A 22,644-nucleotide genomic window follows, 5' to 3' on the forward strand; every position below is an offset into this window, starting at 1 on the left:
CCAGCGTCAGCGGACAGGCTGGGATCACCGAGCGCACCGGAGCGACTGCTGTCGGACTACGACGGCGGCCCCTGGGCCAGGTGATCGGCAAACTCTTGTCGACGACCGATCACAAGGTGATCGGCCAGTTGTACCTGATCACGTCGTTCATCTTCTTCCTGATCGGCGGCGTGATGGCGCTGATCATGCGCGCCGAGCTCGCGGAGCCGGGCCTGCAGATCGTGAACGAGGAGACGTACAACCAGCTCTTCACGATGCACGGCACGATCATGCTGCTGCTGTTCGCGACGCCGCTGTTCGTCGGGTTCGCCAACGTGATCATGCCGGTGCAGATCGGCGCGCCGGACGTGGCGTTCCCGCGACTGAACATGTTCAGCTACTGGCTGTTCCTGTTCGGCGGGCTGATCACGGTCGGGGCGTTTGTCACCCCGGGCGGTGCGGCCGACTTCGGCTGGACGGCGTACTCGCCGTTGTCGAACGAGGTCCGCTCGCCGGGTATCGGCGGCGACCTGTGGATCATGGGCCTGTGGATGGCCGGTCTCGGCACGATCCTCGGCGGCGTCAACTTCGTCACCACGATCATCACCATGCGGGCGCCGGGGATGACGATGTTCCGGATGCCGATCTTCTGCTGGAACATCCTGGTCACGTCGATCCTGGTGCTGATCGCGTTCCCGATTCTCGCGGCGGCGCTGCTGGTGCTGGAGGCGGACAGATCGCTCGGGGCGCACGTGTTCGATGCGTCGAACGGTGGCGCGATCCTCTGGCAGCACCTGTTCTGGTTCTTCGGGCATCCCGAGGTCTACATCATCGCGCTGCCGTTCTTCGGCATCATCACCGAGATCCTGCCGGTGTTCAGCCGGAAGCCGGTCTTCGGGTACATCGGCCTGGTCGCGGCGACGATGGGCATCGGTGCGCTGTCGATCGCGGTGTGGGCGCACCACATGTTCGTGACCGGCGCGGTGAATCTGCCGTTCTTCTCGTTCATGACGTTCCTGATCGCCGTACCGACCGGGGTGAAGTTCTTCAACTGGATCGGGACGATGTGGGGCGGCTCGCTGTCCTTCGACACCCCGATGCTGTGGGCCGTCGGCTTCCTCACGACGTTCCTCTTCGGTGGTCTGACCGGGGTCATCCTGGCTTCGCCGGCGTTGGACTACCAGCTGTCCGACACGTACTTCGTCGTTGCGCACTTCCACTACGTGGTCTTCGGGACCGTGGTGTTCGCGATGTTCGCCGGGTTCTACTACTGGTGGCCGAAGATGACGGGGCGGATGCTCGACGAGCGCTGGGGGAAGCTGCACTTCTGGCTGCTGTTCATCGGCTTCCACACGACCTTCCTGGTGCAGCACTGGTTGGGTGTCGAGGGCATGCCGCGCCGGTACGCCGATTACAAGTCATTCGAGGGCTTCACGACGTTGCACCAGGTGTCGAGTGTCGGTGCGTTCATCCTCGGCATCTCGACGCTGCCGTTCTTCTGGAACGTGTACAAGTCGCGCCGGCACCCGCTCGTCGAGGTGGACGATCCGTGGGGCTGGGGCCGGTCGCTGGAGTGGGCGACGAGTTGCCCGCCGCCGCGGCACAACTTCGACCAGCTGCCGCGGATCCGTTCGGACTCGCCGGCCTTCGACATGCACCACCCGGACATCGCGCTCTCGGAGTACGACACGAACCGGACCGACTCCGACGGTCTGCTCGACGCGGGCGAGGACCAGGGGCGGATCGGACACCTCAAGTCGACCGACCCCGACGACTAGCGCATGCGCTCGAGCAGGCGGGTCAGCTGCTCGTCGGTCTGCTGTGGTGACGGACTGCTGGATGCCAGCAAGTCGAGGGCTTGGGTGTATGCCTCGACGTCGTCGCGCTTGTCGAGGTACAGCGCGCTGGTCAGATGCTCCAGGTAAACGATGTCGGGCAGATCCCGCTGCGGGAACCGGAGCAGCGAGAACGCCCCACCGGTCGCGGCATGACCGCTGCTGGCGAGCGGGATGATCTGAAGCGTCACGTTGGGCCGGGTGATCGCTTCGCGGAGCGAGTCCAGCTGGTTGCGCAGGACCTCGGCGCCACCGATCGGACGATGCAGCACGGACTCCTCGATCACCGCCCAGAGCTTGAGCGGCGGCTCGCGGTCCAGCACCCGTTGCCGGCGGGTGCGCAGTGCCACGATCCTCTCGATCTCGGCCTCGGTCGGCACCCCGGAGGGCGTCAGCCGGGCGACGGCACGTGCGTACTCCGCGGTCTGCAGCAGGCCCGGGATGAATTGGATCTCGTAGGTGCGGATCAGGTCGGCGGCCGCCTCGAGCCCGAGATACGCGTCGAACCAGTCAGGCGTGACATCGCCGTACCGATGCCACCAGCCCGGGTCGTTGGCCTCGCGGGCGAGCTCCAGCAGCCGGTCCCGCTCGCGCGCCTCGTTGACGCCGTACAGCGTGAGGAGGTCGGCGACGTCGCGCTCCTTGAACCCGACCCGACCGAGCTCGAGCCGGCTGATCTTGGACTCCGACGACCGGATCGCCCAGCCGGCATCCGTCCGGGAGACACCGGCGCGCTCACGCAGCTCCCGCAGATGACCGCCCAGCATCATCCGCAGAGCCGTCGGCCCCACTACGCCTCGCCCCGCCATACACCCAAGCCTACATCATTTTCGAACAGGTGTTCCCATGCAATCTCAACCCACCCGGGAGCGCTGTACGGCGTCGGCGTGTGGTGACAGCTCGCCGGTGAGGTGATCGCAGTACGGCGTCCTGGTGGGCAGGTGCGGGATGCGGGAGCGCGCGTGGGTGGGCGTCGGCTAGTCGCGTAGGTATTCGGCTCGCCAGCGGAGGATTGTCGGGTCGCTCGGGCTGGGCGCCTGGTCCAGTTGGATCAGGTGAAGATCTGGGGCGGTGAAGGACTGGATGGCCGCGCGAGTGAGGGGCCAAGGCGGACCCTGGACCTCCTCGTCCGGTTGGGTGTCCGGGCGGGCGGCGGCTATGACCAGGAGGGTGCCGCCGGGGGCTACCAGTTCCGTGACTTGCTTGATGGCGGTGGGTTGCACGTGGATCGGCAGCGCTTGGACGGTGTAGATCTCCAGGACCAGGTCGAAGGCGCGGTGCCAGTCCGCCGGCGGGGACAGGAGGTCGGCGACGATGTAGTGGGCCTTGGAGTCCGGGTGGTTGCGGTGGGCCGTCTGGATCGCGGTGGGGGAGATGTCGAACGCGGTCGTGTCGTACCCGCGGTCCGCGATCAGCTCGGCGTCCCACCCTGTCCCGGCGCCGATCACCACCGCGGTCTTCCCAGCACCATCCGGCTGCGACTCGTCGACCCAGTCGATCAGCTGCTGGTGCGCCGTCCCGCGGTCCCACGGCACCACAGCAGACCCTTCCGCCGCCGCGGCGTACAGGTGCTCGAACCAGCCCGTCGCGTCGTCGCGGTCGAGCGACTCCCGCGCGATCCGCCGAGAGGCGACGTCAGGATCCTCACTCATCACTCGCACCCTCTTCAGTGAGCCCGACATGGATCGCACGCACGGTCTGCACCGTATCAACGTCCGCAGGCCGCTTGTCCTCCCGATAACGAATCACCCGCGCGAACCGCAACGCCATCCCCGCCGGATACCGCGGCGACGTCTGCACCCCGTCGAACGCGATCTCCACCACCACCTCCGGGCGAAGGTAGACGGCCCAGTCGTCCCGCCGTACGGCGAGTTCCTGGAAGCGCTCGGTCTGCCAGCGGAGCAACTCGTCGGTCAGCCCCTTGAACGTCTTCCCGAGCATCACGAACTCGCCGGTCTCCTCATCGCGCGCACCGAGGTGCAGGTTCGACAACCAGCCCGTCCGCCGCCCGTGGCCCCACTCCGCCGCGAGCACGAGCAGATCCAGCGTATGCGTCTGCTTGACCTTCACCCACCCGGACCCGCGCCGCCCCGCCTCATAAGGCACGGTCAACGACTTCACCATCACACCCTCGTGCCCGCGCCGCACCGCATCCGCGAAGAACGCCTGCCCCGCCTCAGCGTCATCGGTCACGAGCCGCGGGACCCGCCGCTCCTCCGGCACCAGCTTCGACAGCCACTCCTGCCGCGCGGCTCCGTCGAGCCCGAGCAGATCCTGGCCGTCCTGATGCAGGATGTCGAAGAAGTACGGCGTGAGCGGCACGGACTCCGGCCCCGTCGCCGCACGCGTCGCCGTCCGCGACCCGGTCACCTGGAACGGCTCCGGCCGCCCGTCCGGCCGCAGCGCGATCAGCTCACCATCGAGCACGACCTGCTCGGCCTCCAGCTCGAGCACGGCCCGAACCACCTCCGGCACCCGCGCCGTGATGTCGTCCAGCGTCCGCGTATAAACCACGACGTCCGAGGCCTTCCGATGCACCTGGATCCGGATCCCGTCCAGCTTCCACTCGAGCGCAGCCGGCGTACCGGTCTTCGTCAACGCCTCCGCCACCGTCGTGGCCGACTGCGCGAGCATCGGCTGCACCCCACGCCCGACCTCGAGCCCGAACTGCGCCAGCCCCGCCTCGCCCTCGGTCAGTACGGCGACAGCGACCGGAGCAGCTGCTCCGCGCAGCATCGCCGCGGCCCGGATCTTGTCCAGCGGAATCCCGGTCGCCCGTGCGACCGCGTCCGCCATCACGCCGTCGAGGGCACCCTGCCGCAGCTCGCCGCCCACAAGCTGGCGGAGGAACCACTGCTCATCCGCCGTCGCCCGCGCGAACAGCCCGTCCACGGCCTCCCGCCGCCGGGCCTGCACGCCGGTGCCCGACATCTCGGCCAGCTCCGCGAACGCCTGGTCGACCTCCTCGACCGTCAGTGACGGGTCGGCGGCCGGCTCGGGCGCATCCGCGAGCGTCCGCCAGCCGACGCCCGTCCGGCGCTGCCGCAGCTCGCCGGACAGGTACGTCACGACGATCTCGATCTCGGCGGGTTCTGTGGCCTTGGACAACAATCCGGCGATGAACTCCGCCTTCTTCAGCCGCGATCTGGTCCCGGCCAGCGCGGCCGACGTCGTGACCACCTCGGAGAGCAACATGAATCCAGTCTGGCCTATGGCACCGACAGGTTGGCTTTCACAACTTTCGAAGCGACCCCGGCATCGAGGAGATTGAGTGAAACTCAATGCCTAAGGGGGAACGACTATGCGAAAGATGATTGCGGCAGCGGCAGGCCTGCTCCTGGCCGCGCCCGTCCTCACAACTGCCACGACGGCGGTGGCGGCGCCTACGGCCACCGCTTGCTCTATCCAGGCCGGCTCGGTGACCGCGGGCAAGGACCTCGTGGACAAGTACGTCAACGCGACCTCGCCGATCTCGGTCAAGCCGGTCGACACGATGGCGAAGCAGCCGTTCTCAGGAGCCGTCGCCCTGAGCAGCGAGTGGGTCTGGGACGACGACTTCGACGACAACACCGCGCTGACCGGCGACGTCGTCACCGGCGGCGTGCTGTACGACGGCGGCCTGCTCACCCAGAAGGGGACCGACGGCAAGGTCGTCAGCAACCAGATGACCCGCATCGGCGGCGGCTGGAACGACTTCCGCACCCTGACCAAGTCCTGGTCGGCGGACGGCGGCAGCAACTCGAGGACGTACGCACTGCGCAACGATGGCGTGCTCTACCGGTGGTTCGTCAGCGAGGTCAACGGCAAGCCCGTCTGGCGCTCCGCGGGTTCGTACGCCGGGTTCGCGTCGGTGAAGGCGGTCGCGCTGATCAGCCGGACGTCGACGTACGACACGCTGCTGGCGACGACTCGTGGTGGTGCCCTCTACACGATCCGCATTCCGCTGACCTCGCCGATGAAGCCGGTCGTGAAGGCGCTGCGGACCAGCACCTGGCAGGGCTTCGAGTCGCTGCTGACAACCCGCTGCGGTCAGTACGGCACGCTGCTGCTCGGCATCGACAAGGACACCGGTTCGGCGTACCTGTACGCCGTTGGTCACGCCAACGGAACCGCGACCGTCATCAACAGCCTCGGCAAGGTGCCCGGGACGTTCGACGACCCGGTGAACTACAGCTGGGCGAGCTTCGTCGACCCGCCGCTGAACGGCGAGTGACCCTCAGGGCGCCGGCGGCAGGTCGTCGAGGAAGTCCGACGTCGGCGTGAAGAAGAGGCCACCCGTGACCGCGGTCGAGAAATCGAGCAGCCGGTCATGGGTGCCCTCGGGTACGCCGATGAACATCCGGCGGAGCATCAACTCCGTCACCGCCGGGGTCCTCGCGTAGCCGATGAAGTAGGTGCCGAACTCCTGCGCGCCGATCGTGCCGAACGGCATGTTGTCGCGCAGGATCTGCAACTGGTTGCCGTCCTCGTCCTCGATCACGTTCAGCACGATGTGTGCGTTGGCCGGCTTCTTCGCGTCGGGGAACTCGATATCGTCGAGCTTGGTCCGGCCGACCGCGGCCTCCTGCTGCTCGACGGTCAACGCGTTCCACGCCTTCAGGTTGTGCAGGTACTTCTGCACGATCACATAACTGCCGCCCTGGAAGTCGGGGTCCTCGTCACCGATGAGTACGGCGGCCTGTGCGTCGGAGCCGGTCGGGTTCTCGGTCCCGTCGACGAAGCCGAGCAGGTCGCGCATCTCGAAGTACTTGAAGCCGTGTACTTCGTCGACGACCGTGGCGGCGCCGTCGAGCAGGTTCATGATCTGGCCGGCCAGCTCGAAGCACTGGTCCTGGTGGGCGGCCCGGATGTGGAAGAGCAGGTCGCCGGGTGTGGCTGGAGCGTGATGGGTCGCGCCCTTGAGCTCGATGAACGGGTGCAGCTCGGCGGGCCGAGGACCGCTGAAGAGACGGTCCCAGACCTCGGAGCCGATGCTGGTGACACAGGACAGGTTGCCGTTCGGCACGCGGAAGCCGACCGAGCGCACGAGACCGCTCAGCCGCTCCAGGAGATCGCGGGTCCGGTCCTCGCCACCTTCGTCGACCTGGACGACAAGGAAGATGGCCGAGCCGCTGAGCGGCATCAGCACGGACTGCGGCAGCGCATCCGTCGACCTGGATGTTTCCGGATCAGTAACCACCGTGTTTTTCCCTCCGTCTGCTTGGCCCGATCTTCTAGAGTCCAGTCATGGACCCGCAACAGCCCGGACCGCCACCTCAACAGCAACAGCAACCGGGCCCATACTCCCAGCCGGGGCAGTACCCACCGCCCCCGCCCCACGCCGCCCCGTACCCGGAGCAGTGGGGCGCACCGCCGCCCCACCCTCAGCAGTGGGGTGCGCCGGCGCCGTACCCGGTCCAATATGCCTACCGCGAGCCCCGAATCATCCCCGCCCCGCCGGGTACGCCGTTCCACCGGCTCGCTCGTACTCCGAAACACGCGTGGTGGCGCCCGATCGTCGGGACGCTGCTGCTCGGCGCCTTCGTCCTGTTCCTGACGACCGGCGTCGTCGTCGCCTGGACGATCGTGCACCGCGTCGTCGCCGGCCCGTTCCCGACTCCGAGCGGCTCGGACATCTTCCCGAGCGACACCGAGAACCTCGCGGTCACGCTGGTGATGCTCGGCATCCTGACCCCGTGCGTCGGGCTGGCCGCGTGGGTCGTCCAACGCCGGCCGTTCTGGAGCGTCGCCTCGGTCCTGAACAAGATCCGCTGGCGCTGGCTGCTGTTGTGCTGCGTTCCTGCCCTCGGGTACCTCGCGCTGTCGTACGCGATGGGGCTGCTGGTCGATGCGATCTTCCCGCCCGATGACGCGATCGGGAACGACGGCGGGTCGTGGATCGGGTTCGGGGCGTTCGTCGTACCGGCGCTGGTGATCCTGTTCCTGGTGCCGTTCCAGTCGGCGGCCGAAGAGTTCATCTTCCGCGGCTGGCTGATCCAGGCGGTCGGCGCGTACGGCCCGGACAACCCGAACGGTAGGGCCCGCTGGCTGCGGACGGTGTTCCGGTCGCCGTGGCCGGGCATCGTGATCGGGGGTGCGGCGTTCGTGTCGGCGCACGGCTACACCGGGTGGGCGATGGCCGACGTGTTCCTGTTCGCGATCACCGTCGGTTGGCTGACGGTCCGGACCGGGGGACTGGAGGCGGGGATCGCGCTGCACGCGCTGAACAACCTGCTCGCGTTTATGTTGCCTGCAGCAACTGGTCAGCTGTCCGGCTGGGACGAGCAGGGCGGCGCACCGTGGACGTTGCTGGTCTCGGACATCCCGTGCCTCGCGTTCTACGCGTTCGCGATCACCTGGCTCGCTCGCCGGCAGCAGGTCGCTCGGGTGAGCTGAAAACCACGCGAGAACTGTCGGTCGGCTCTGGCAGGCTTTGCCGGGTGACGAACGCGAAGATCGAGGCCGTCCTGTTCGACTGGGGCGGCACACTGGCAACCTGGCACGACATCGACCTGCACGAGACCTGGCGAGCCGTCGCCACGGTGCTCGACGAGGCGCAAGCCGACGAGCTGGCGGCCCGGCTGGTGGCGGCCGAAGGGTCGATCTGGCGGCGCTCGCGGGACGAGCATCTGAGCAGCACGCTCGAAGAGGTGTGCAAGCTGGCCGACGTGGTGATGAGCCCGGCCGCCCAGGCGGAGTACGACCGGCAGTGGGACCCGCACACGGAGCTAGATCCGGATGCGATCGACACCCTGCGGGAGCTGAGGGCGCGTGGGCTGAAGATCGGCGTACTGTCCAACACGATCTGGCCACGCCTGCGGCACGAGGAGATCTTCGCCCGCGACGGCGTGCACGAGCTGCTCGACGGCGCGGTGTACACGAGCGAGATCCCGTACACGAAGCCGCACCCGGAGACGTTCCTGGCGGCGATGCGCGCGGTCGGGGTGTCGGAGCCGTCCCGGTGCCTGTTCGTCGGCGACAGGCTATTCGACGACGTCTGGGGCGCGCAGAACGTCGGCATGCGGGCCGCTCACCTGCCACACAGCGCGATCCCGACCGAGCAGATCGGCCACACCGAAGGTACGCCGGACGCCACCATCCAGCGCCTCTCGGAGCTCCCCGCGCTGATCGATAGCTGGAACTGACCCCAGACATACCGAAGGACCCCCGAGCCGGATCGCGGCTCGGGGGTCCTGAGGGGTTTCGGAGTGGGTGTTACGCGGCCAGCGTCGGGTCTGCCATCAGGCGCAGGCGCCCCAGCGCCTCACGCTCGATCTGGCGGACTCGCTCCGCCGAGATGCCGTGCACTGCGCCGATGTCGGCCAGCTTGGCCTGGCGGCCGTCGTGCAGGCCGTACCGACGCCGGATCACGTCCGCCGACCGCGGGTCGAGCTGGTCGACCAGGCTGAACAGACCCGAACGGTCGGACGCGTCCGCGACCAGCTGGTCCGGACCCGGCGCGGTCTCGGCCGCGATCAGGTCACCCAGCGAGGTCTCGCCCTCGTCGTCGACCGGGCTGTTCAGGCTGATGTGGTCCCGGCCGATGCGGATCAGTTCAGTGACCCGCTCCTCGTCCAGTCCCAGCTCCGCCGCGATCTCGTCGATCTCCGGCTCGCGCCCGAGCTTGCGCTCCAGCGTGCGCCGCGCCGACCCGATCTGGTTCAGCTGCTCCACCACGTGCACCGGCAGCCGGACCACTCGGGCCTGCTGCGCGATACCGCGGGTGATGGCCTGCCGCACCCACCAGGTCGCGTACGTCGAGAACTTGAAACCCTTCCGGTAGTCGAACTTCTCCACCGCGCGGATCAGTCCCGTGTTGCCCTCCTGGACCAGGTCCAGCAGCGGCATCTGGGACCGCCCGTAGCGGCGGGCGATCGACACCACGAGCCGGAGGTTCGCGGTCACGAACCGTTGCTGCGCGCGCCGGCCTGCTTCGGCCAGCCACTCCAGCTCCTCCTCCGTGGCATATTTGGGCGCTCCGCCCTTCTTACGTCCAACCCGCCCCTCGGCCAGCAGTTGCTCCGCAAGGAGTCCTGCTTCGACCGTCTCAGCGAGCTCGACCTCTTCCTCAGCCGTCAGCAAAGGCGTACGCGCGATCTCTTCGAGATAGAGACCTACACTGTCCTTGCCGTCGATACCGTCGTCCGTCGACCGGACACGAGCCATGCGAGCCACCGAAACTCCCTTCGTCGTTACATGGAGAGCAACGCTCGAGTAGGGTTCAAGATTCCGGTACCAGTGTGTAAACACCCTGAAGGTTCCCTGAGAGTTCCCGGCAGTGATTCCGCCGTGGAAACCGGTGTCCCGCAGCCCCGCTGCGATATTCAGCCCGACACCCCGTGCCTAACCTGAGAATCCGTGCAGAAAACCGCCTCCGGATGTGTTGCACAACACACGTCCGGAGGCGGAAATTCCCTCTTTTCGGGTCGGTTCTCAGCTGAGGCCGAGCGTGTCCAGCTCCCAGGCCAGCGAGAACGCGACCTCACGCCAGGCGTCGTACCGCCCGCTGCGGCCGCCGTGACCGGCATCCATTTCGGTCTTCAGCAGTACGTCGGTGTCGCCGGTCGCGGTGGCGCGGAGTTTCGCCACCCACTTCGCCGGCTCGACGAAGAACACCCGGGTGTCGTTGAGGCTGGTGATCGCCAGGATGCGCGGATAGTGCTGCGCGGTGACGTTTTCGTACGGCGAGTAGGACTTCATGTACTCGTAGACGGCTTTGTCCTCGAGCGGATTACCCCATTCCTCCCACTCGATCACGGTCAGCGGCAGCGACGGGTCGAGGATCGTGGTCAGTGCGTCCACGAACGGGACCTCCGCGACGACTCCGCCGAATGCTTCCGGAGCCAGGTTCGCGATCGCGCCCATCAGCAGACCGCCGGCGCTGCCGCCCTGCGCGACGATCCGTGCCGGCCTCGTCCAGCCGGCCTGCACCAGGTGTTCCGCGGCCGCGATGAAGTCGGTGAACGTGTTCCGCTTGGTGAGCATCTTGCCGTCGTCGTACCAGTGCCGGCCGAGCTCGCCGCCGCCGCGCACGTGTGCGATCGCGAACACCACGCCGCGGTCGAGCAGCGACAGCCGCGGGATCGAGAACCACGGATCCATCGACGACTCGTACGACCCGTAGCCGTACAGCACGACCGGCGCGTTCCCGTCCTTCGCGACGTCCTTGCGCGCGACCATCGAGATCGGCACCTTCGTCCCGTCCGGCGCCGTCGCCCACTCGCGGTACTGCGTGTACGCGGTCAGGTCCACGCCGCCGAGCACGGGCTGCTGCTTCAGCAGTCGCCGCTCGCCGGTCGCGACATCCACGTCGTACGTCGAACCCGGCGTGACCAGCGACGTGTACCCGAAGCGGTACCGGGTGTCGTGCCACTCGTCGTTGCGCCCGGGGGAGACCGTGTAGATCGGCTCGTCGAACTCCAGTACTTCGGGATCGCCGAAGCTGCCGTCCGACCGGCGCATGATCGCGAGCTCGGTCAGCGCGTTGCGGCGCCGGTACAGGATCACGTGGTCGGCGAACGCGTCGGTGCCGAGCAGCCGGCTCGTCTCGTCGCCCTCGATCAGCGTGGTCCAGTCGCCGGGGGAGTCGAGCGGCGCGGAGGCCAACGAGAAGTTGGCGGCGTCCGCGTTGTGCGTGATCAGGAGCTGGTCGCCCGCGTGCTCGACGTCGTACTCGACACCCTCGCGGCGCGGCCGTACGACGACCGCCTCGCCCGTCGGGTCGCTTGCGTCGAGCAGCCAGACCTCGCTGGTGAGCTTGCTGCCGAGCGCGATCATGATCGCCTGCTCGTTGCGGGTGAGGTCGACGCCGACCCAGAACCGCTCGTCCGGCTCCTCCATCACCAGTACGTCGTCCGTGGCGCCGAGTGCGTGCCGCCAGACCTGGTACGGGCGCCAGGCGTCGTCGACCTTCGTGTAGAAGATCGTCGAGCCGTCCGCGGACCAGGCCGAGCCGTAGTGCACCTCGGGCAGCTCGTCTGGCAGCAGCTCGCCGGTGCTCAGGTCCTTGATCCGCAGCGTGAACCGCTCGTCGCCCTTGAGGTCGACGGAGTACGCGAGCAGGCGGCCGTCGGGGGAGACGTCGACAGTGCCGAGCGAGAAGAACTCGGAGTCGCCGGCCACCTCGTTCCCGTCCAGCATCACCTCTTCGCCGGCGATCTCGCCGTCGGTCGCGGGCGGCTCGTCGCCGTCCACCTTGACCCGGCAGTGCAGGGAGTACTGCTGGCCCTCGATCGTGCGCGAGTAGTACCAGTACCCGCCGCGCCGCGCCGGAACGCTCAGGTCGGTCTGCAGCGTCCGGTCCGAGATCTCCTTGAAGATTGCCTCACGCAACGATTCCAGATGCGCCGTCCGCGCCTCGGTGTACGCGTTCTCGGCACGCAGGTACCCCAGCACCTCGTCATCGGTCTTGTCCCGCAACCACTCGTACTCGTCGACGAACACATCGCCGTGATGCACCCGCTCGACCGGCTTGCGGGCAGCAACCGGCGGCGTAACAGAAGAAGTCTCGGACATGCCGCGAGACTACCCGGCGAGATTCAGATCGAGTACGTCGCGACGACTGGCGCGTGGTCGCTCCAGCGTTCGGCGTACGTCGGGGCGCGGTCGATGACGCAGCTGTTGGCCGCCGAGGCCAGCTCGGGGGAGGTGATCTGGTAGTCGATGCGCCAGCCGGCGTCGTTGTCGAAGGCCTTGCCGCGCCAGGACCACCACGAGTACGGGCCGGGTCCTTCGCCGCCGAAGCGGCGGCCGAGGTCGACCCAGCCGGCCTCGAACAGGCGGTCCATCCAGGCGCGTTCCTCTGGCAGGAAGCCGCTCTTCTTGCGGTTGGCCTTCCAGGCCTTCAGGTCCTCCTCGCGATGGGCGATGTTCAGGTCGCCGCACATCAGCACGTGCCGGCCGTCGGCGCGCAGTTCGGTCAGCCGGGCGGTGATCGCGTCGAGGAACGCGTACTTCTCCTCCTGCCGCGGCGGCGTCTCGAACTCGCCGGTGAACACGTACGTGCTCACCGCGGTCAGCGTCGAACCGTCATCCAGTACGACGTCCGCCTCGACCCACCGCCCGCATCCGGCGAACCGCTCCGGACCGATCTCGCCGCGCTCGTCCTTGATCGGCCGCCGGCTCGCGACCGCGACACCGGCGCGTCCCTTGTGCCCATCGATCGCAGGCTCGGCATGCGCGATGTTCCAGTCGCCGCCGAGCAGCTCCCGAAGTACGTCGTCCGTCGCCCGCACTTCCTGCATCAGCAACAAGTCCGGATCCGTGTCGTCCAGCCACGGCTGCATCCCGCGCCGGAAGGCGGCCCTGATCCCGTTCACATTCACCGTGGCAACCGTCAGCACGCGGGAACCTTACCCTCTGTGGTGCCCCGGCTTGACGACCATGAGCCAGCACGACCAGCCAGAGCAGCGCGAAGATCCCGGACGTCATCGACAGCAGCTTCGCCTTCGACAGCACGGCACTGCGCTCCTCGGCCGTCCCGCCTGCGGCCGCCAGCACCTTCGACTGCGCGGGCGCGACGAGGTAGGCGAGCACCAGCGCCGCGACGAGTGTCAGCACGATCGAGATGATCAGCCAGGCCTCGCCCATGACGTCCATGCTGCCCGCGAGCGCGAACCCGAAGACCGGCACAGCGAGACTGGCCCAGGCGTAGACGTTGGTGATCCGGTGCAGCACCTGCAGTCCGCCCACCTCCGGGGTCTCGGCCGTCAGCGTGCGCTTGGCGGTCGACGGGAACATGCTGGTCGCGACGGTGACCGGGCCGACGCAGAGGATCGCGGCGAGGATGTGGACCGTCAGGAAGAACTTGTTCATCACGCTCACTCGGAAGTCGTCGTGAGGATCGCGTCCAGGGACTGCTCGCACAGGTGTTCAAGAGCGTCCGGCGAAACGGTCGGGGAGTCGATCCACACCAGGAGGGTCTGTTCGACGTAACCCTGCCAGCCGTGGCAGGCGAGCTCGACGACGGGGGTGACTTCGATGCCACGCTCCGCAACCGCGCTGATCACCCACTGGCTGAACACGCGGCGGAGGTCGGAGTGCAGCGCGCGGATCTCGGGGTCGCCGGCGGCCGACATCAGCAGCGTGGCGCGATAGAGCTGCGGTGCTTCGAGTACGGCGCGGACGAACGCGCGGATGCCTGACCGGAGCTGCTCGTCAGGTGGCAGCGACGGGTCCGGGGCGGTCCGCAGCATGACCTCCGCGGCGGCCTCCTCGATCACGGCGTACTGGAACTTCTTCTTCGAGCCGAAGTAGTGGAACAGCAGAGCGGGGGAGACGCCGGCCTCCGCAGCGACCAGTTCGACCGTCAGCTCGCGATGCGGATCGGCGAGCAGCACCCGCCGCGCCGCCGCGAGGATCTGCGCCCGCCGCTCGTCTGGGCGCAGTCGCGAGGTCTGGGTCATACCCGCAGTCTATTGAGTAATCGGTCAACAAGCACTTACTGTTGAGTATCTGCTCAACAAGCTGGAGGTTCAGATGCGTCCGTTAGCCGGTCAAGTCGTCCTCATCACCGGCGCCTCGCGGGGGATCGGAGCCGCGGTGGCCCGGAAGTTGGCGAGCGAGGGTGCGAAGCTCGCACTGGTCGGTCTGGAGCCGGACGAACTGAAGAAGGTCGCCGAGGACTGCGGCCCGGACGCAGGCTGGTGGGAGGCCGACGTCACCGACACCGACTCGCTGCGGACCGCGGTCGAGGGTGTCGTCGAGCGCTACGGCCGCATCGACGTCGTGATGGCGAACGCCGGTATCGCCGCGCCGGGCTTCAGCCGCAGCATGGACCCGAATGCGTGGGAGCGGGTCGTCGACGTCGATCTGTACGGCGTCTGGCGCACGGTGCACCTCACGCTCCCGTACCTGCTCGAGAGCAAGGGCTACCTGCTGCTGGTCTCGTCCCTCGCCGCGATCGTGCACATTCCCGGACTCGCGTCGTACAACGTCTCCAAGGCCGGCGTCGAGGCGCTGGGGGACACGCTGCGGCCGGAGCTCAGGCATCTCGGCGTACGGGTCGGTGTCGCGCACATGACCTTCGTCGACACCGACATGGTGCGCGGAGCGGACGCGCATCCGGTGTTCGGCCGGGTGCGGACCGGGATGCCGCTGGCGAGTAAGACGTATCCGCTGGAGTTCGCGGTCGGCAAGTTCGCCGACGGCATCAAGAAGCGTTCACGGACCGTGCACGTACCGGGCTGGATCGGCGCGCTGAAGGTTGTCCGCTGGGCGATCCCGCACCTGATCGAGTTGGGATCGCGGTTCAGCGTGCCGAAGGCGGACGCGGCCGCGCTGGCTGATATCCAGGCGCGCGGGGCCGAGGCGTCATCAAGGCCGACTGGCGCCGGCGGCCTGGCCGACTCGGAGAAGGCTGCGCACAAATGAGCCGCGAGTACGACGTCGTCCTGCTCGGCGCGAGCGGATTCACCGGCGCGCTCACTGCGGAGTACCTGGAGAAGAACGCACCGGACGGGCTCCGCTGGGCCGTTGCCGGACGCAACAAAGCGAAGCTGGAACGGTTCGGCAAGGACATCCTGCACGCGGACGTGACCGATCCTGAGTCCCTGCGTGCCTTGGCCGAGTCGACCAAGGTCGTCGCGACGACGGTCGGGCCTTACATACAGTACGGCGAACCGCTCGTGGCCGCGTGCGCCGAGGCGGGCACGGACTACCTCGACCTCACCGGCGAGCCCGAGTTCACCGACCGCATGTACGTGCTCTACCACGAGCGCGCGAAGCAGACCGGCGCCCGGATCATCCACGCCTGCGGCTTCGACTCGATCCCGTACGACCTCGGAGTTCAGTACACCGTCGAGCAACTGCCCGAGGGCGTGCCGATCCAGGTCGACGGTCTGTTGCGGGCCGGCGGTCGACCGTCCGGCGGGACGTTCCACACCGCGATCACCGCGTTCTCCCGTCCGAAGCAGAACCTCGAGGCGCACCGGGCCCGCAGGCAGGCTGAGCCGCGACCGGAAGGGCGCCAGGCGCGGGCCGTCTCCGGGCGGATCCACCGCCAGCAGGGGTTCTGGGCGGTGCCGCTGCCGACCATCGATCCGCAGATCGTCGCCTACTCCGCGCGGCTGCTGGACCGCTACGGCCCCGACTTCCGCTACTCGCACTACGCGGCGATGGACCGTCTCCCGAAGGTTGCCGCGGGCATCGGTGGGGTCGGCTTGCTGATCGCCGGCGCGCAGATCCCGCCGGTGCGGAAGGCGATGCTGAACCGGCTGCAGCCCGGCGACGGGCCGAGCCCGGAACGCCGGGCGCGGTCGTGGTTCAACGTGCGGTTCGTCGGCCGTGGCGGTGGCAAGCAGGTGATCACCGAGGTCGCCGGCCGCGATCCCGGGTACGACGAGACCGCGAAGATGCTCGGCGAGAGCGCACTGTGCCTCGCACTCGACGACCTGCCGGAGACAGCCGGCCAGACCACGACGGCCGCCGCGATGGGACCCGCTCTCCGCGAGCGACTGGTGAAAGCGGGGATGACCTTTGCCACCCTCGAAGTCGACCACTACTAGCCGCGACGGCACCCGCATCGCCGTCTACGACTACGGCAACCCGGATGCTCCGACGCTGATCTGCGTCCACGGCTACCCGGACAACGCCTCGCTGTGGGAGCCGGTCGCCGAACGCCTCACCGCCGACTTCCACGTCGTCACGTACGACGTCCGCGGCGCCGGCACCTCCGATCAACCGTCTGCCACGTCCGCTTACACGCTTGACCGTCTGCAGGAGGACTTCGAAGCAGTCCTCGAGCACACCGCACCCAACCAACCTGTGCACGTCCTGGCCCACGACTGGGGCTCGATCCAGGCCTGGCACTTCATCACAGACCCCGAGCTCCAGGCAAAGAGCGCGTCCTTCACGTCCATCTCAGGGCCGTCACTGGATCACGCCGGCTACTTCCTCCGCCGCCGGAACCGCGCCGCCCTCCGCCAGCTCCTGCACTCCTGGTACATCTTCTACTTCCACCTCCCATGGTTACCGGAGCTCGCCTGGCGCAAGGGCTGGGCGCATCGGGCCTTCAACCGGCTCGAGCAGCAGGACGCCGAGGAGAACCGCTCGATCGGCGACTACGTGCACGGCATGAAGCTGTACCGCGCCAACGTCCTGCCACGGCTGATCCGCCCGGCACAGCGGAGTACCGACGTACCTGTGCTGGCTGTGTCTCCCGACGCCGACCCGTTCGTCACGACCCCGCTGCAGACCGAGATCGCGCGGTGGGCGCCCAATCTGACGGTGAAGGTGGTCAGGGGCGGCCACTGGATGCCCCGGAACGATCCCGGACTTGTTGCCGAGTTGGTGCGGCAACACACCCGTGAGGTGGCAGGCTTGGAAGCATGAAGACGCTTCTCAACCTGATCTGGCTGGTGCTGGCCGGATTCTGGCTGGCTGTCGGGTACGCGGTCGCCGGCATCATCTGCTGCGTGCTGATCGTGACGATCCCGTTCGGCATCGCGTCGTTCCGGATCGCCGGCTACACCCTGTGGCCGTTCGGCCGGACCGTGGTCGACAAGCCGAGCGCCGGCGCGGGCGCGCTGCTCGGCAACATCATCTGGATCATCTTCGCCGGCTGGTGGCTCGCGCTCGGCCACCTCACCACCGGGATCGCGCTCTGCCTGACGGTCATCGGCATCCCGCTCGGCATCGCAAACTTCAAGCTGATCCCGGTCTCGCTGCTGCCGCTGGGCAAGGAGATCGTGCCGAGCAATCAGCCCTTCGCCACCCGGTGAGGTCGCTGACCGTTCTCGGCTCCTGCGGCGCCTGGCCGGAAGCAGGGCGGGCGTGTGCCGGGTTCCTGGTCGAGTACGACGGCTTCCGGGTTGTGCTCGACCTCGGGTACGCCGCGTTGCCGCGCCTGCTCGAGCATTGTCCTCACGGTGAGGTGGATGCGGTGGTGGTGACTCACCAGCACCCGGATCACTGCGTGGATGTCAGCGGTCTGGCTCGAGTGAGGTACTACGAGGCTCCGGACGCTCCGCCGATTCCGCTGTACTGCACGCCGGGGACTCTGGACGTACTGCGGGCGCTCGAGCCCAACCCCGACCCGGCCGAGGTCTTCGCGGTGCGCGATCTCGCGTCGACGAAGCAGATCGGGCCGTTCGAGGTGCTGACCGTGGAACTGCCGCATTACAAGACGAATTTCGGGGTCCGGCTGAGCACGCCAGAAATGTCGGTCGCGTACACCGGTGACAGCGGCCCTTCAGCTGAGCTGACAAAGCTCGCCGAGGGGACCGACGTGTTCATCTCGGACGCGACCTACCAAGGTCAGTCGAACGACAGCTATCTGATGACAGCCGCCGAGGCCGCGAGGGGTGCGCGCGGAGCCCGGCGGCTCGTGCTGACGCACTTCTGGCCGGGCTCCGACCGCTCGATCTCGGTGCGGGAGGCTCAGGCTGAGTTCGACGGCGAGGTCATCGCCGCCGAGGAAGGTCTCGTCCTCGGCCTGTGACGCCGGCTACTTCTTCGCGGCCTCGACGATCTTGCGGACGTTCGCGATGTCGCCGCAGCCGGAGTCGATCAGCCGGGCTCGCTCTTCGGCGAACGTGTCGCCGAGGTCGCGGCGTACCTTCTCGGAGACGTCGGTGCGGGCCGGGTTCAGCACGTCGCGCTCTTCTTCGTCGAGGTGATGGGTGAGAGCCTCGGACAGCTCGTGCAGCTTGGAACTGAACTCCTCGCTGCCGGTGTCGTCGACCTCCATCAGGTCGAGCAGCGCCTCGTTGCCCTCGTCGTGCTCGTGCTCGGAGTGTTCGACCTCTTCGGCGTCGATCGCGTCCTTGCGCCGCAGCGTGGGGTAGACCTTCGACTCCTCCGCCTCGGCATGGGCGATCAGGACCGTGGCCAGATCGGCGAGCACTGCCTCGCGGTCGCTCGTGACGTCGCGCAGTTCGCGAAGCGCCTCTTCGAACCAGCGGTGATCGGCGAGGATGATCTCGACCACGTCGCCACCCGCCGCCGGAAGAATCTTCGGCATCCCGTTGTCTCCTTCGCTCGGATGCCTCCTGGTACCCGGATAACCTCCCGATATGCCGACAGCGCTCATCCGCCGCCCCAGCCCGCGTCTGGCCGAAGGCCTCGTCACCCACATCGAACGCACCCCGGTCGACCTCGATCTGGCCGCAACGCAGTGGCAGACGTACGTCGACGCCCTGCACCGCACCGGCTGGGAAACGGTCGAAGTGCCGCCGATCGACGAGTGCCCCGACAGCGTCTTCATCGAGGACACGATGGTGGTGTACGGCGACCTCGCGGTGATCGCCCGCGCCGGCGCCGACGAACGACGCCCCGAGGCCGCGGCCGCCGAGGAGACCGTTGCGAAACAGGGCTACCGGATCGCTCACATCGCCGATCCCGGCACGCTTGACGGTGGCGACGTACTCAAGATCGGCTCGACGATCTATGTCGGACACGGCGGACGGACGAACGCCAAGGGCATCGAGCAACTGCGCGACGCGTTTGCTCCACTCGGCGCCGACGTACGCGCGGTGCCGGTGCAGAAGGTGCTGCATCTGAAGTCGGCTGTCACGGCGCTGCCCGACGGGACGGTGATCGGGTACGAGCCGCTCGTCGACGACCCGTCGGCGTTCGACAGCTTCCGGCCCGTGCCCGAGGAGTCCGGCGCGCACGTCGTACTGCTGGGGGAGGACCGACTGCTGATGGCCGCATCGGCGCCCAAGTCCGCGGAGTTGTTCGCGGAGCTCGGCTACACGCCGGTTGTCGTGGACATCAGTGAGTTCGAGAAGCTCGAAGGATGCGTCACATGCTTGTCGGTGCGCCTTCGCCGGTGAGCACCCGGCGCGCCGCCTCGGCGAGTTGCACCTCACGCTTCTTCCCGCGCCCTTCGGCGATCTCGCACGCCTCCGCCAGCGCCGCGCGATAGACGGCCGTGTCCGGATGCCCGGGCGTCGCGTCGCGAACCACCTGCGTCAGCGCTTCGAGCGCCTCCGAGATGTCGCCGCACGCAAGCAACGCCCGCCCCAACGCGGCCCGGTCGCGCACCACCTGCGGATCACGGGCCAGGAGGCTGTCCTCGTCGGCGGCGACGATGTCCGCGAGCAGTTGAGCCTCCGACCGCGGCCCGCCGACCATCAGCCGCGCACCGGTCGTCGCCTCGGTCGCTGCCCGGGTCAGCTCGTGATGCGGCCCGAACACCTGTGTCAGCTGCGGCGTCAGCAACTCGAACCACGCGATCGCGCGCCCATAGTTCCGGGTAGCCAGCAACCCTTGCGCCACGCGCAGCCGGACCCGCAACGTTGCCGGGTCGTCGGCCGCCAGCACCTTCTCCCGCTCGGTCAGAGCCGATTGGTAGAACGGCAGCGCCCGGCCCGGCTCGTGGTCGTCCCAGTACACCTCGGCCTGCTGGTACCCCGGGTCCGCGTCGAGCTCCGGATGACGGGCGATCGCCGACACCGGCTCCCGCCGTACGACGGTTTGCACCGGCAGCGTGACCACCTTCCGGCCGACGTACGTGCGCCCGCCGGTCGGGATGATCCGGAACTGGCCGACCTTCGAGACCGGCAGCCACAGCACGGTGTTGTAGAGCGTCCGCACCGACGACCCGCAGTTCTCGCACACGTCGCGGTGGCCGTAGAACCGGCTCCCCATCGGCCCTGCAGTCTCGGCGGCCCAGGCCTCCGAGGACGCCGTACACGGTGCACAGAACGGGTAGACCCCCCGCCGTTCCTCATTCATTCGACACATTCTGGTCGGTTTCGGGTTCGTCGTCTGCATCCGCACCGATGATCCGCACTTTTGTCAGCGCCGGATCGTCGATCGCGAAGGTTCGGACCGGGCCCGGTGGCGTGTCGGCGGTCTCGAAGCGGACCGTGACGCGGCCGCGGCCCGATCCCCAGACCCAGCCCTGGCCGTAATCGGGGTGTGCGATGTCCTGGCCGGGGTGGAAGCCGAGCTGGTCGCGCGGCCGGGCGGGCAACTCGACGATCTCGACCGGGGCCTCGGCGTGCTCGTCCTCGGTGAACAGGTCGTCCTGGATCCAGTCGGCCAGTGACGACACGCCTACGCCGAGCAACCGGATGCCGCCGCCGACCTCGCTCTCCTCGAGCAGGCGCCGCGCGACCCGCGCGATCACCCGGGAGTCGTCGGTCGGCCCGGCCAGCGTCGACGAGCGGGTGTGGGTGGTGAAGTCGTGCATACGCGTCTTCACGGTGACAGTGCGGCCGGACAGCTGCGCCTTCTGCAGCCGCTCCGCGACGCGGAGGGACATCCGGTCGGCGATCGCGACGAGTAGCGACCGGTCGATGATGTCGGTCTCGAAGGTGTCCTCGACGCTGACCGACTTGGTCTCGCGGTCGCTCACCACCGGCCGGTCGTCGGCCGCGACGGCGAGCCGGTGCAGGCTGCTGCCGTGAGCTGATCCGACCTGCCGGATCAGCTCGTCCTCGTCGAGCTGCTGCAGATCCGCGACCGTCCGCACGCCGGCCATGCTGAGCCGCTGCGCGGTCGCCGGACCGACACCGGGGATCACGGTCACCTGCATCGGCGCGAGGAACTCCGCCTCGGTCCCGGCCGGCACGACGACCACGCCGTCGGGCTTGTCGAGGTCGCTGGCGATCTTCGCGATCAACTTCGACGTACCGGCGCCGACGGACGCGGTCAGGCCGCCGCTCACCTTCCGGATCGCGTCCTTCAGGTCCTGCGCGATCGCCTCGACGTCGTCGACGGTCAGCCCGCTGAGGCCGCTCGCCGTCAGATCGATGAACGCCTCGTCCAGCGACAACGGCTCGACCAGCGGCGACAGCGCCCGCATCTCGGCCATCACCGCGCGACTGCTCTGCCGGTACACCTCGAACCGCGGACCCAGGTACGCCGCGTGCGGGCAGCGCGATCTCGCTTCCGCGGTCGACATCGCGGACCGCACGCCGTACTTGCGGGCCTCGTACGACGCGGTCGACACGACTCCGCGGACGCCGACGCCGCCGACGACCACGGGCTTGCCCCGCAGTGACGGCTTGTCCCGCTGCTCGACGGCCGCGAAGAACGCGTCCAGATCGACATGCAGCACCGACGGATCCCCACGCACCTTCCCAGTGTCCCTGGTGTGACCAACAATTCCGGTCATGACGTTTCCCGAGCAGTGGGACGACGGCACCGATCCGTCCACTCCCGCCCACCAGATCCATTGGTACGACGACCGTACGGCGATCATCCGGCAAGCACTCCATACGAACTTCGAAGGCCCGTTCCTCTACCTGTTGCTCGGCGACGAACGAGCCCTCCTGCTCGACACCGGCACCGGTCACGCCCCGCTCCGTCCGTTGATCGACGAGCTGGCGGGGGATCGGGAGTTGGTCGTCGCGCACACCCACAGCCACGGTGACCACGTGGGCGGCGACGGCGAGTTCGATCAGGTCGTGGGCAAGACGGCCGACGACGTCGCGCAGTACTTCGGGTTCGCCGACTGGCCGAACGGCGTGGTGCAGTTCGACCTGGGCGGACGGGTGCTCGACATCGTCCCGATCCCGGGGCACCACGCCTCGCACATCGCGACGTACGACCGGAACACGCGGCTGCTGTTCAGCGGCGACTCGCTGTACCCGGGCCGGCTGTACGTCTTCGACTGGCCCTCGTTCCGGGCGAGCGTCGCGCGGCTCGCGGAGTTTGTTGCTGACGGCAATCCGGTCGAATGGATCCTCGGCGCGCACATCGAGCTGACGGACCAGCCGGGCAAGGACTTCGAGATGGGGTCCGACCAGCACCCCGGCGAGCACGAGCTGCAGCTGCGTCCCGACGTACTGACGGAGCTGGCCGAGGTGCTGGCCGAGGCCGGGGAGGAGCCGGTCCGGATCGAGCGGAAGGACTTCATCGTCTATCCGGTGTGATTCGGCGCGCCGTAGATGGGCACCTT

Annotated in this window: 22 protein-coding genes and 1 pseudogene; 11 read left to right on the forward strand and 12 right to left on the reverse strand. The window is 68.1% G+C overall.

The window, feature by feature from the left end:
• Positions 1 to 80 precede the first annotated feature (80 nt).
• Entirely contained in the window at positions 81 to 1,757 is a 1,677-nt protein-coding gene (gene ctaD / locus FDA38_RS18430; protein ID WP_233714809.1) for an aa3-type cytochrome oxidase subunit I, read from the forward strand.
• On the opposite strand, the gene FDA38_RS18435 is transcribed toward ctaD, so the two are convergent.
• From FDA38_RS18435 to FDA38_RS18445, 3 genes are all read right to left on the reverse strand, one after another.
• On the reverse strand, positions 1,754 to 2,623 hold the full coding sequence (locus FDA38_RS18435) for a helix-turn-helix domain-containing protein (RefSeq protein ID WP_233714781.1): 870 nt from the start codon (positions 2,621 to 2,623) through the stop codon (positions 1,754 to 1,756). The genes ctaD and FDA38_RS18435 overlap by 4 nt on opposite strands.
• 168 nt (positions 2,624 to 2,791) lie before the next feature.
• Positions 2,792 to 3,466 (reverse strand): class I SAM-dependent methyltransferase, encoded by a 675-nt coding sequence (locus FDA38_RS18440; RefSeq protein ID WP_137255238.1) that lies wholly within the window; start codon positions 3,464 to 3,466, stop codon positions 2,792 to 2,794.
• Positions 3,459 to 5,009, reverse strand: coding sequence for an ATP-dependent DNA ligase (locus FDA38_RS18445; RefSeq protein ID WP_137255239.1), 1,551 nt, complete (start codon positions 5,007 to 5,009; stop codon positions 3,459 to 3,461). Before FDA38_RS18445 ends, FDA38_RS18440 begins: the two co-directional genes overlap by 8 nt.
• A gap of 106 nt (positions 5,010 to 5,115) precedes the next feature.
• Here FDA38_RS18445 and FDA38_RS18450 point away from each other — a divergent pair, with 106 nt between their 5' ends.
• The gene (locus FDA38_RS18450; RefSeq protein WP_233714782.1) at positions 5,116 to 6,027 is read left to right on the forward strand and encodes a hypothetical protein; all 912 of its coding nucleotides are present in this window, start codon (positions 5,116 to 5,118) and stop codon (positions 6,025 to 6,027) included.
• Positions 6,028 to 6,030: 3 nt separating this feature from the next.
• On the opposite strand, the gene FDA38_RS18455 is transcribed toward FDA38_RS18450, so the two are convergent.
• Entirely contained in the window at positions 6,031 to 6,993 is a 963-nt protein-coding gene (locus FDA38_RS18455) for a Dyp-type peroxidase (protein WP_137255240.1), read from the reverse strand.
• Positions 6,994 to 7,040: 47 nt separating this feature from the next.
• On the opposite strand from FDA38_RS18455, the gene FDA38_RS18460 reads away from it, so the two are divergent.
• Together FDA38_RS18460 and FDA38_RS18465 are read left to right on the forward strand one after the other, a co-directional pair.
• The gene (locus FDA38_RS18460; protein WP_137255241.1) at positions 7,041 to 8,189 is read left to right on the forward strand and encodes a CPBP family intramembrane glutamic endopeptidase; all 1,149 of its coding nucleotides are present in this window, start codon (positions 7,041 to 7,043) and stop codon (positions 8,187 to 8,189) included.
• A 44-nt stretch (positions 8,190 to 8,233) separates the two neighbouring features.
• Positions 8,234 to 8,938, forward strand: coding sequence for an HAD family hydrolase (locus FDA38_RS18465; protein ID WP_137255242.1), 705 nt, complete (start codon positions 8,234 to 8,236; stop codon positions 8,936 to 8,938).
• Positions 8,939 to 9,008: 70 nt separating this feature from the next.
• Here the strand turns inward: FDA38_RS18465 and FDA38_RS18470 are convergent, their stop codons facing one another.
• From FDA38_RS18470 to FDA38_RS18490, 5 genes and pseudogenes are all read right to left on the reverse strand, one after another.
• The gene (locus FDA38_RS18470; RefSeq protein ID WP_137255243.1) at positions 9,009 to 9,968 is read right to left on the reverse strand and encodes a sigma-70 family RNA polymerase sigma factor; all 960 of its coding nucleotides are present in this window, start codon (positions 9,966 to 9,968) and stop codon (positions 9,009 to 9,011) included.
• A 258-nt stretch (positions 9,969 to 10,226) separates the two neighbouring features.
• Complete coding sequence (locus FDA38_RS18475) at positions 10,227 to 12,308, reverse strand: S9 family peptidase (RefSeq protein WP_137255244.1); 2,082 nt, start codon at positions 12,306 to 12,308, stop codon at positions 10,227 to 10,229.
• A 23-nt stretch (positions 12,309 to 12,331) separates the two neighbouring features.
• Positions 12,332 to 13,135: an exodeoxyribonuclease III gene (locus FDA38_RS18480; protein WP_137255245.1), complete on the reverse strand. Its 804-nt coding sequence runs from the start codon at positions 13,133 to 13,135 to the stop codon at positions 12,332 to 12,334.
• A 106-nt stretch (positions 13,136 to 13,241) separates the two neighbouring features.
• Positions 13,242 to 13,607 (reverse strand): annotated as a pseudogene (locus FDA38_RS43695) (DUF2269 family protein); the annotation flags it as partial.
• Positions 13,608 to 13,612: 5 nt separating this feature from the next.
• The gene (locus FDA38_RS18490; RefSeq protein WP_137255246.1) at positions 13,613 to 14,197 is read right to left on the reverse strand and encodes a TetR/AcrR family transcriptional regulator; all 585 of its coding nucleotides are present in this window, start codon (positions 14,195 to 14,197) and stop codon (positions 13,613 to 13,615) included.
• A gap of 73 nt (positions 14,198 to 14,270) precedes the next feature.
• Between FDA38_RS18490 and FDA38_RS18495 the strand changes: the two genes are divergently transcribed.
• Genes FDA38_RS18495 through FDA38_RS18515 form a run of 5 tightly spaced genes read left to right on the forward strand, consistent with a single transcriptional unit; the run spans position 14,271 to position 18,231 of the window.
• Positions 14,271 to 15,164: an SDR family oxidoreductase gene (locus FDA38_RS18495; RefSeq protein ID WP_137255247.1), complete on the forward strand. Its 894-nt coding sequence runs from the start codon at positions 14,271 to 14,273 to the stop codon at positions 15,162 to 15,164.
• Positions 15,161 to 16,297: a saccharopine dehydrogenase family protein gene (locus FDA38_RS18500; RefSeq protein ID WP_137255248.1), complete on the forward strand. Its 1,137-nt coding sequence runs from the start codon at positions 15,161 to 15,163 to the stop codon at positions 16,295 to 16,297. The genes FDA38_RS18495 and FDA38_RS18500 overlap by 4 nt, the downstream gene beginning before the upstream one ends.
• Positions 16,269 to 17,123, forward strand: coding sequence for an alpha/beta fold hydrolase (locus tag FDA38_RS18505; protein WP_137255249.1), 855 nt, complete (start codon positions 16,269 to 16,271; stop codon positions 17,121 to 17,123). Before FDA38_RS18500 ends, FDA38_RS18505 begins: the two co-directional genes overlap by 29 nt.
• A complete protein-coding gene (locus FDA38_RS18510) occupies positions 17,120 to 17,512 on the forward strand; it encodes a YccF domain-containing protein (RefSeq protein WP_137255250.1) in 393 nt (130 codons plus the stop codon). Before FDA38_RS18505 ends, FDA38_RS18510 begins: the two co-directional genes overlap by 4 nt.
• Positions 17,509 to 18,231 carry an MBL fold metallo-hydrolase gene (locus tag FDA38_RS18515; protein WP_137255251.1) on the forward strand — a complete coding sequence of 241 codons (723 nt, stop codon included), beginning with the start codon at positions 17,509 to 17,511 and terminating at the stop codon, positions 18,229 to 18,231. The genes FDA38_RS18510 and FDA38_RS18515 overlap by 4 nt, the downstream gene beginning before the upstream one ends.
• Before the next feature lie 6 nt (positions 18,232 to 18,237).
• Here FDA38_RS18515 and FDA38_RS18520 read toward each other — a convergent pair whose 3' ends face one another.
• Complete coding sequence (locus FDA38_RS18520; protein ID WP_137255252.1) at positions 18,238 to 18,753, reverse strand: hemerythrin domain-containing protein; 516 nt, start codon at positions 18,751 to 18,753, stop codon at positions 18,238 to 18,240.
• A 52-nt stretch (positions 18,754 to 18,805) separates the two neighbouring features.
• On the opposite strand from FDA38_RS18520, the gene ddaH reads away from it, so the two are divergent.
• Positions 18,806 to 19,567 carry a dimethylargininase gene (gene ddaH / locus FDA38_RS18525; RefSeq protein ID WP_137255253.1) on the forward strand — a complete coding sequence of 254 codons (762 nt, stop codon included), beginning with the start codon at positions 18,806 to 18,808 and terminating at the stop codon, positions 19,565 to 19,567.
• Here ddaH and FDA38_RS18530 read toward each other — a convergent pair.
• Together FDA38_RS18530 and FDA38_RS18535 are read right to left on the reverse strand one after the other, a co-directional pair.
• Complete coding sequence (locus FDA38_RS18530) at positions 19,536 to 20,471, reverse strand: tetratricopeptide repeat protein (RefSeq protein WP_137255254.1); 936 nt, start codon at positions 20,469 to 20,471, stop codon at positions 19,536 to 19,538. The genes ddaH and FDA38_RS18530 overlap by 32 nt on opposite strands.
• Complete coding sequence (locus tag FDA38_RS18535; RefSeq protein WP_137255255.1) at positions 20,464 to 21,819, reverse strand: DNA polymerase IV; 1,356 nt, start codon at positions 21,817 to 21,819, stop codon at positions 20,464 to 20,466. The genes FDA38_RS18530 and FDA38_RS18535 overlap by 8 nt, the downstream gene beginning before the upstream one ends.
• A 37-nt stretch (positions 21,820 to 21,856) precedes the next feature.
• On the opposite strand from FDA38_RS18535, the gene FDA38_RS18540 reads away from it, so the two are divergent.
• Positions 21,857 to 22,618 (forward strand): MBL fold metallo-hydrolase, encoded by a 762-nt coding sequence (locus FDA38_RS18540; RefSeq protein ID WP_137255256.1) that lies wholly within the window; start codon positions 21,857 to 21,859, stop codon positions 22,616 to 22,618.
• Positions 22,619 to 22,644: the final 26 nt, after the last annotated feature.

The organism is Kribbella jiaozuonensis (genome assembly GCF_005233875.1).
Lineage (GTDB): Bacteria > Actinomycetota > Actinomycetes > Propionibacteriales > Kribbellaceae > Kribbella > Kribbella jiaozuonensis.

Bases quoted from the DNA above. Each gene is read 5' to 3' on its own strand.
- FDA38_RS18460 (WP_137255241.1), top strand. From the start codon at position 7,041: ATGGACCCGCAACAGCCCGGACCGCCACCTCAACAGCAACAGCAACCG.
- FDA38_RS18475 (WP_137255244.1), bottom strand. From the start codon at position 12,308: ATGTCCGAGACTTCTTCTGTTACGCCGCCGGTTGCTGCCCGCAAGCCG.
- FDA38_RS18490 (WP_137255246.1), bottom strand. From the start codon at position 14,197: ATGACCCAGACCTCGCGACTGCGCCCAGACGAGCGGCGGGCGCAGATC.
- FDA38_RS18435 (WP_233714781.1), bottom strand. From the start codon at position 2,623: ATGGCGGGGCGAGGCGTAGTGGGGCCGACGGCTCTGCGGATGATGCTG.
- FDA38_RS18530 (WP_137255254.1), bottom strand. From the start codon at position 20,471: ATGAATGAGGAACGGCGGGGGGTCTACCCGTTCTGTGCACCGTGTACG.
- ddaH (WP_137255253.1), top strand. From the start codon at position 18,806: ATGCCGACAGCGCTCATCCGCCGCCCCAGCCCGCGTCTGGCCGAAGGC.
- FDA38_RS18500 (WP_137255248.1), top strand. From the start codon at position 15,161: ATGAGCCGCGAGTACGACGTCGTCCTGCTCGGCGCGAGCGGATTCACC.
- FDA38_RS18445 (WP_137255239.1), bottom strand. From the start codon at position 5,009: ATGTTGCTCTCCGAGGTGGTCACGACGTCGGCCGCGCTGGCCGGGACC.
- FDA38_RS18440 (WP_137255238.1), bottom strand. From the start codon at position 3,466: ATGAGTGAGGATCCTGACGTCGCCTCTCGGCGGATCGCGCGGGAGTCG.
- FDA38_RS18540 (WP_137255256.1), top strand. From the start codon at position 21,857: ATGACGTTTCCCGAGCAGTGGGACGACGGCACCGATCCGTCCACTCCC.
- FDA38_RS18520 (WP_137255252.1), bottom strand. From the start codon at position 18,753: ATGCCGAAGATTCTTCCGGCGGCGGGTGGCGACGTGGTCGAGATCATC.
- FDA38_RS18510 (WP_137255250.1), top strand. From the start codon at position 17,120: ATGAAGACGCTTCTCAACCTGATCTGGCTGGTGCTGGCCGGATTCTGG.
- FDA38_RS18495 (WP_137255247.1), top strand. From the start codon at position 14,271: ATGCGTCCGTTAGCCGGTCAAGTCGTCCTCATCACCGGCGCCTCGCGG.
- FDA38_RS18450 (WP_233714782.1), top strand. From the start codon at position 5,116: ATGCGAAAGATGATTGCGGCAGCGGCAGGCCTGCTCCTGGCCGCGCCC.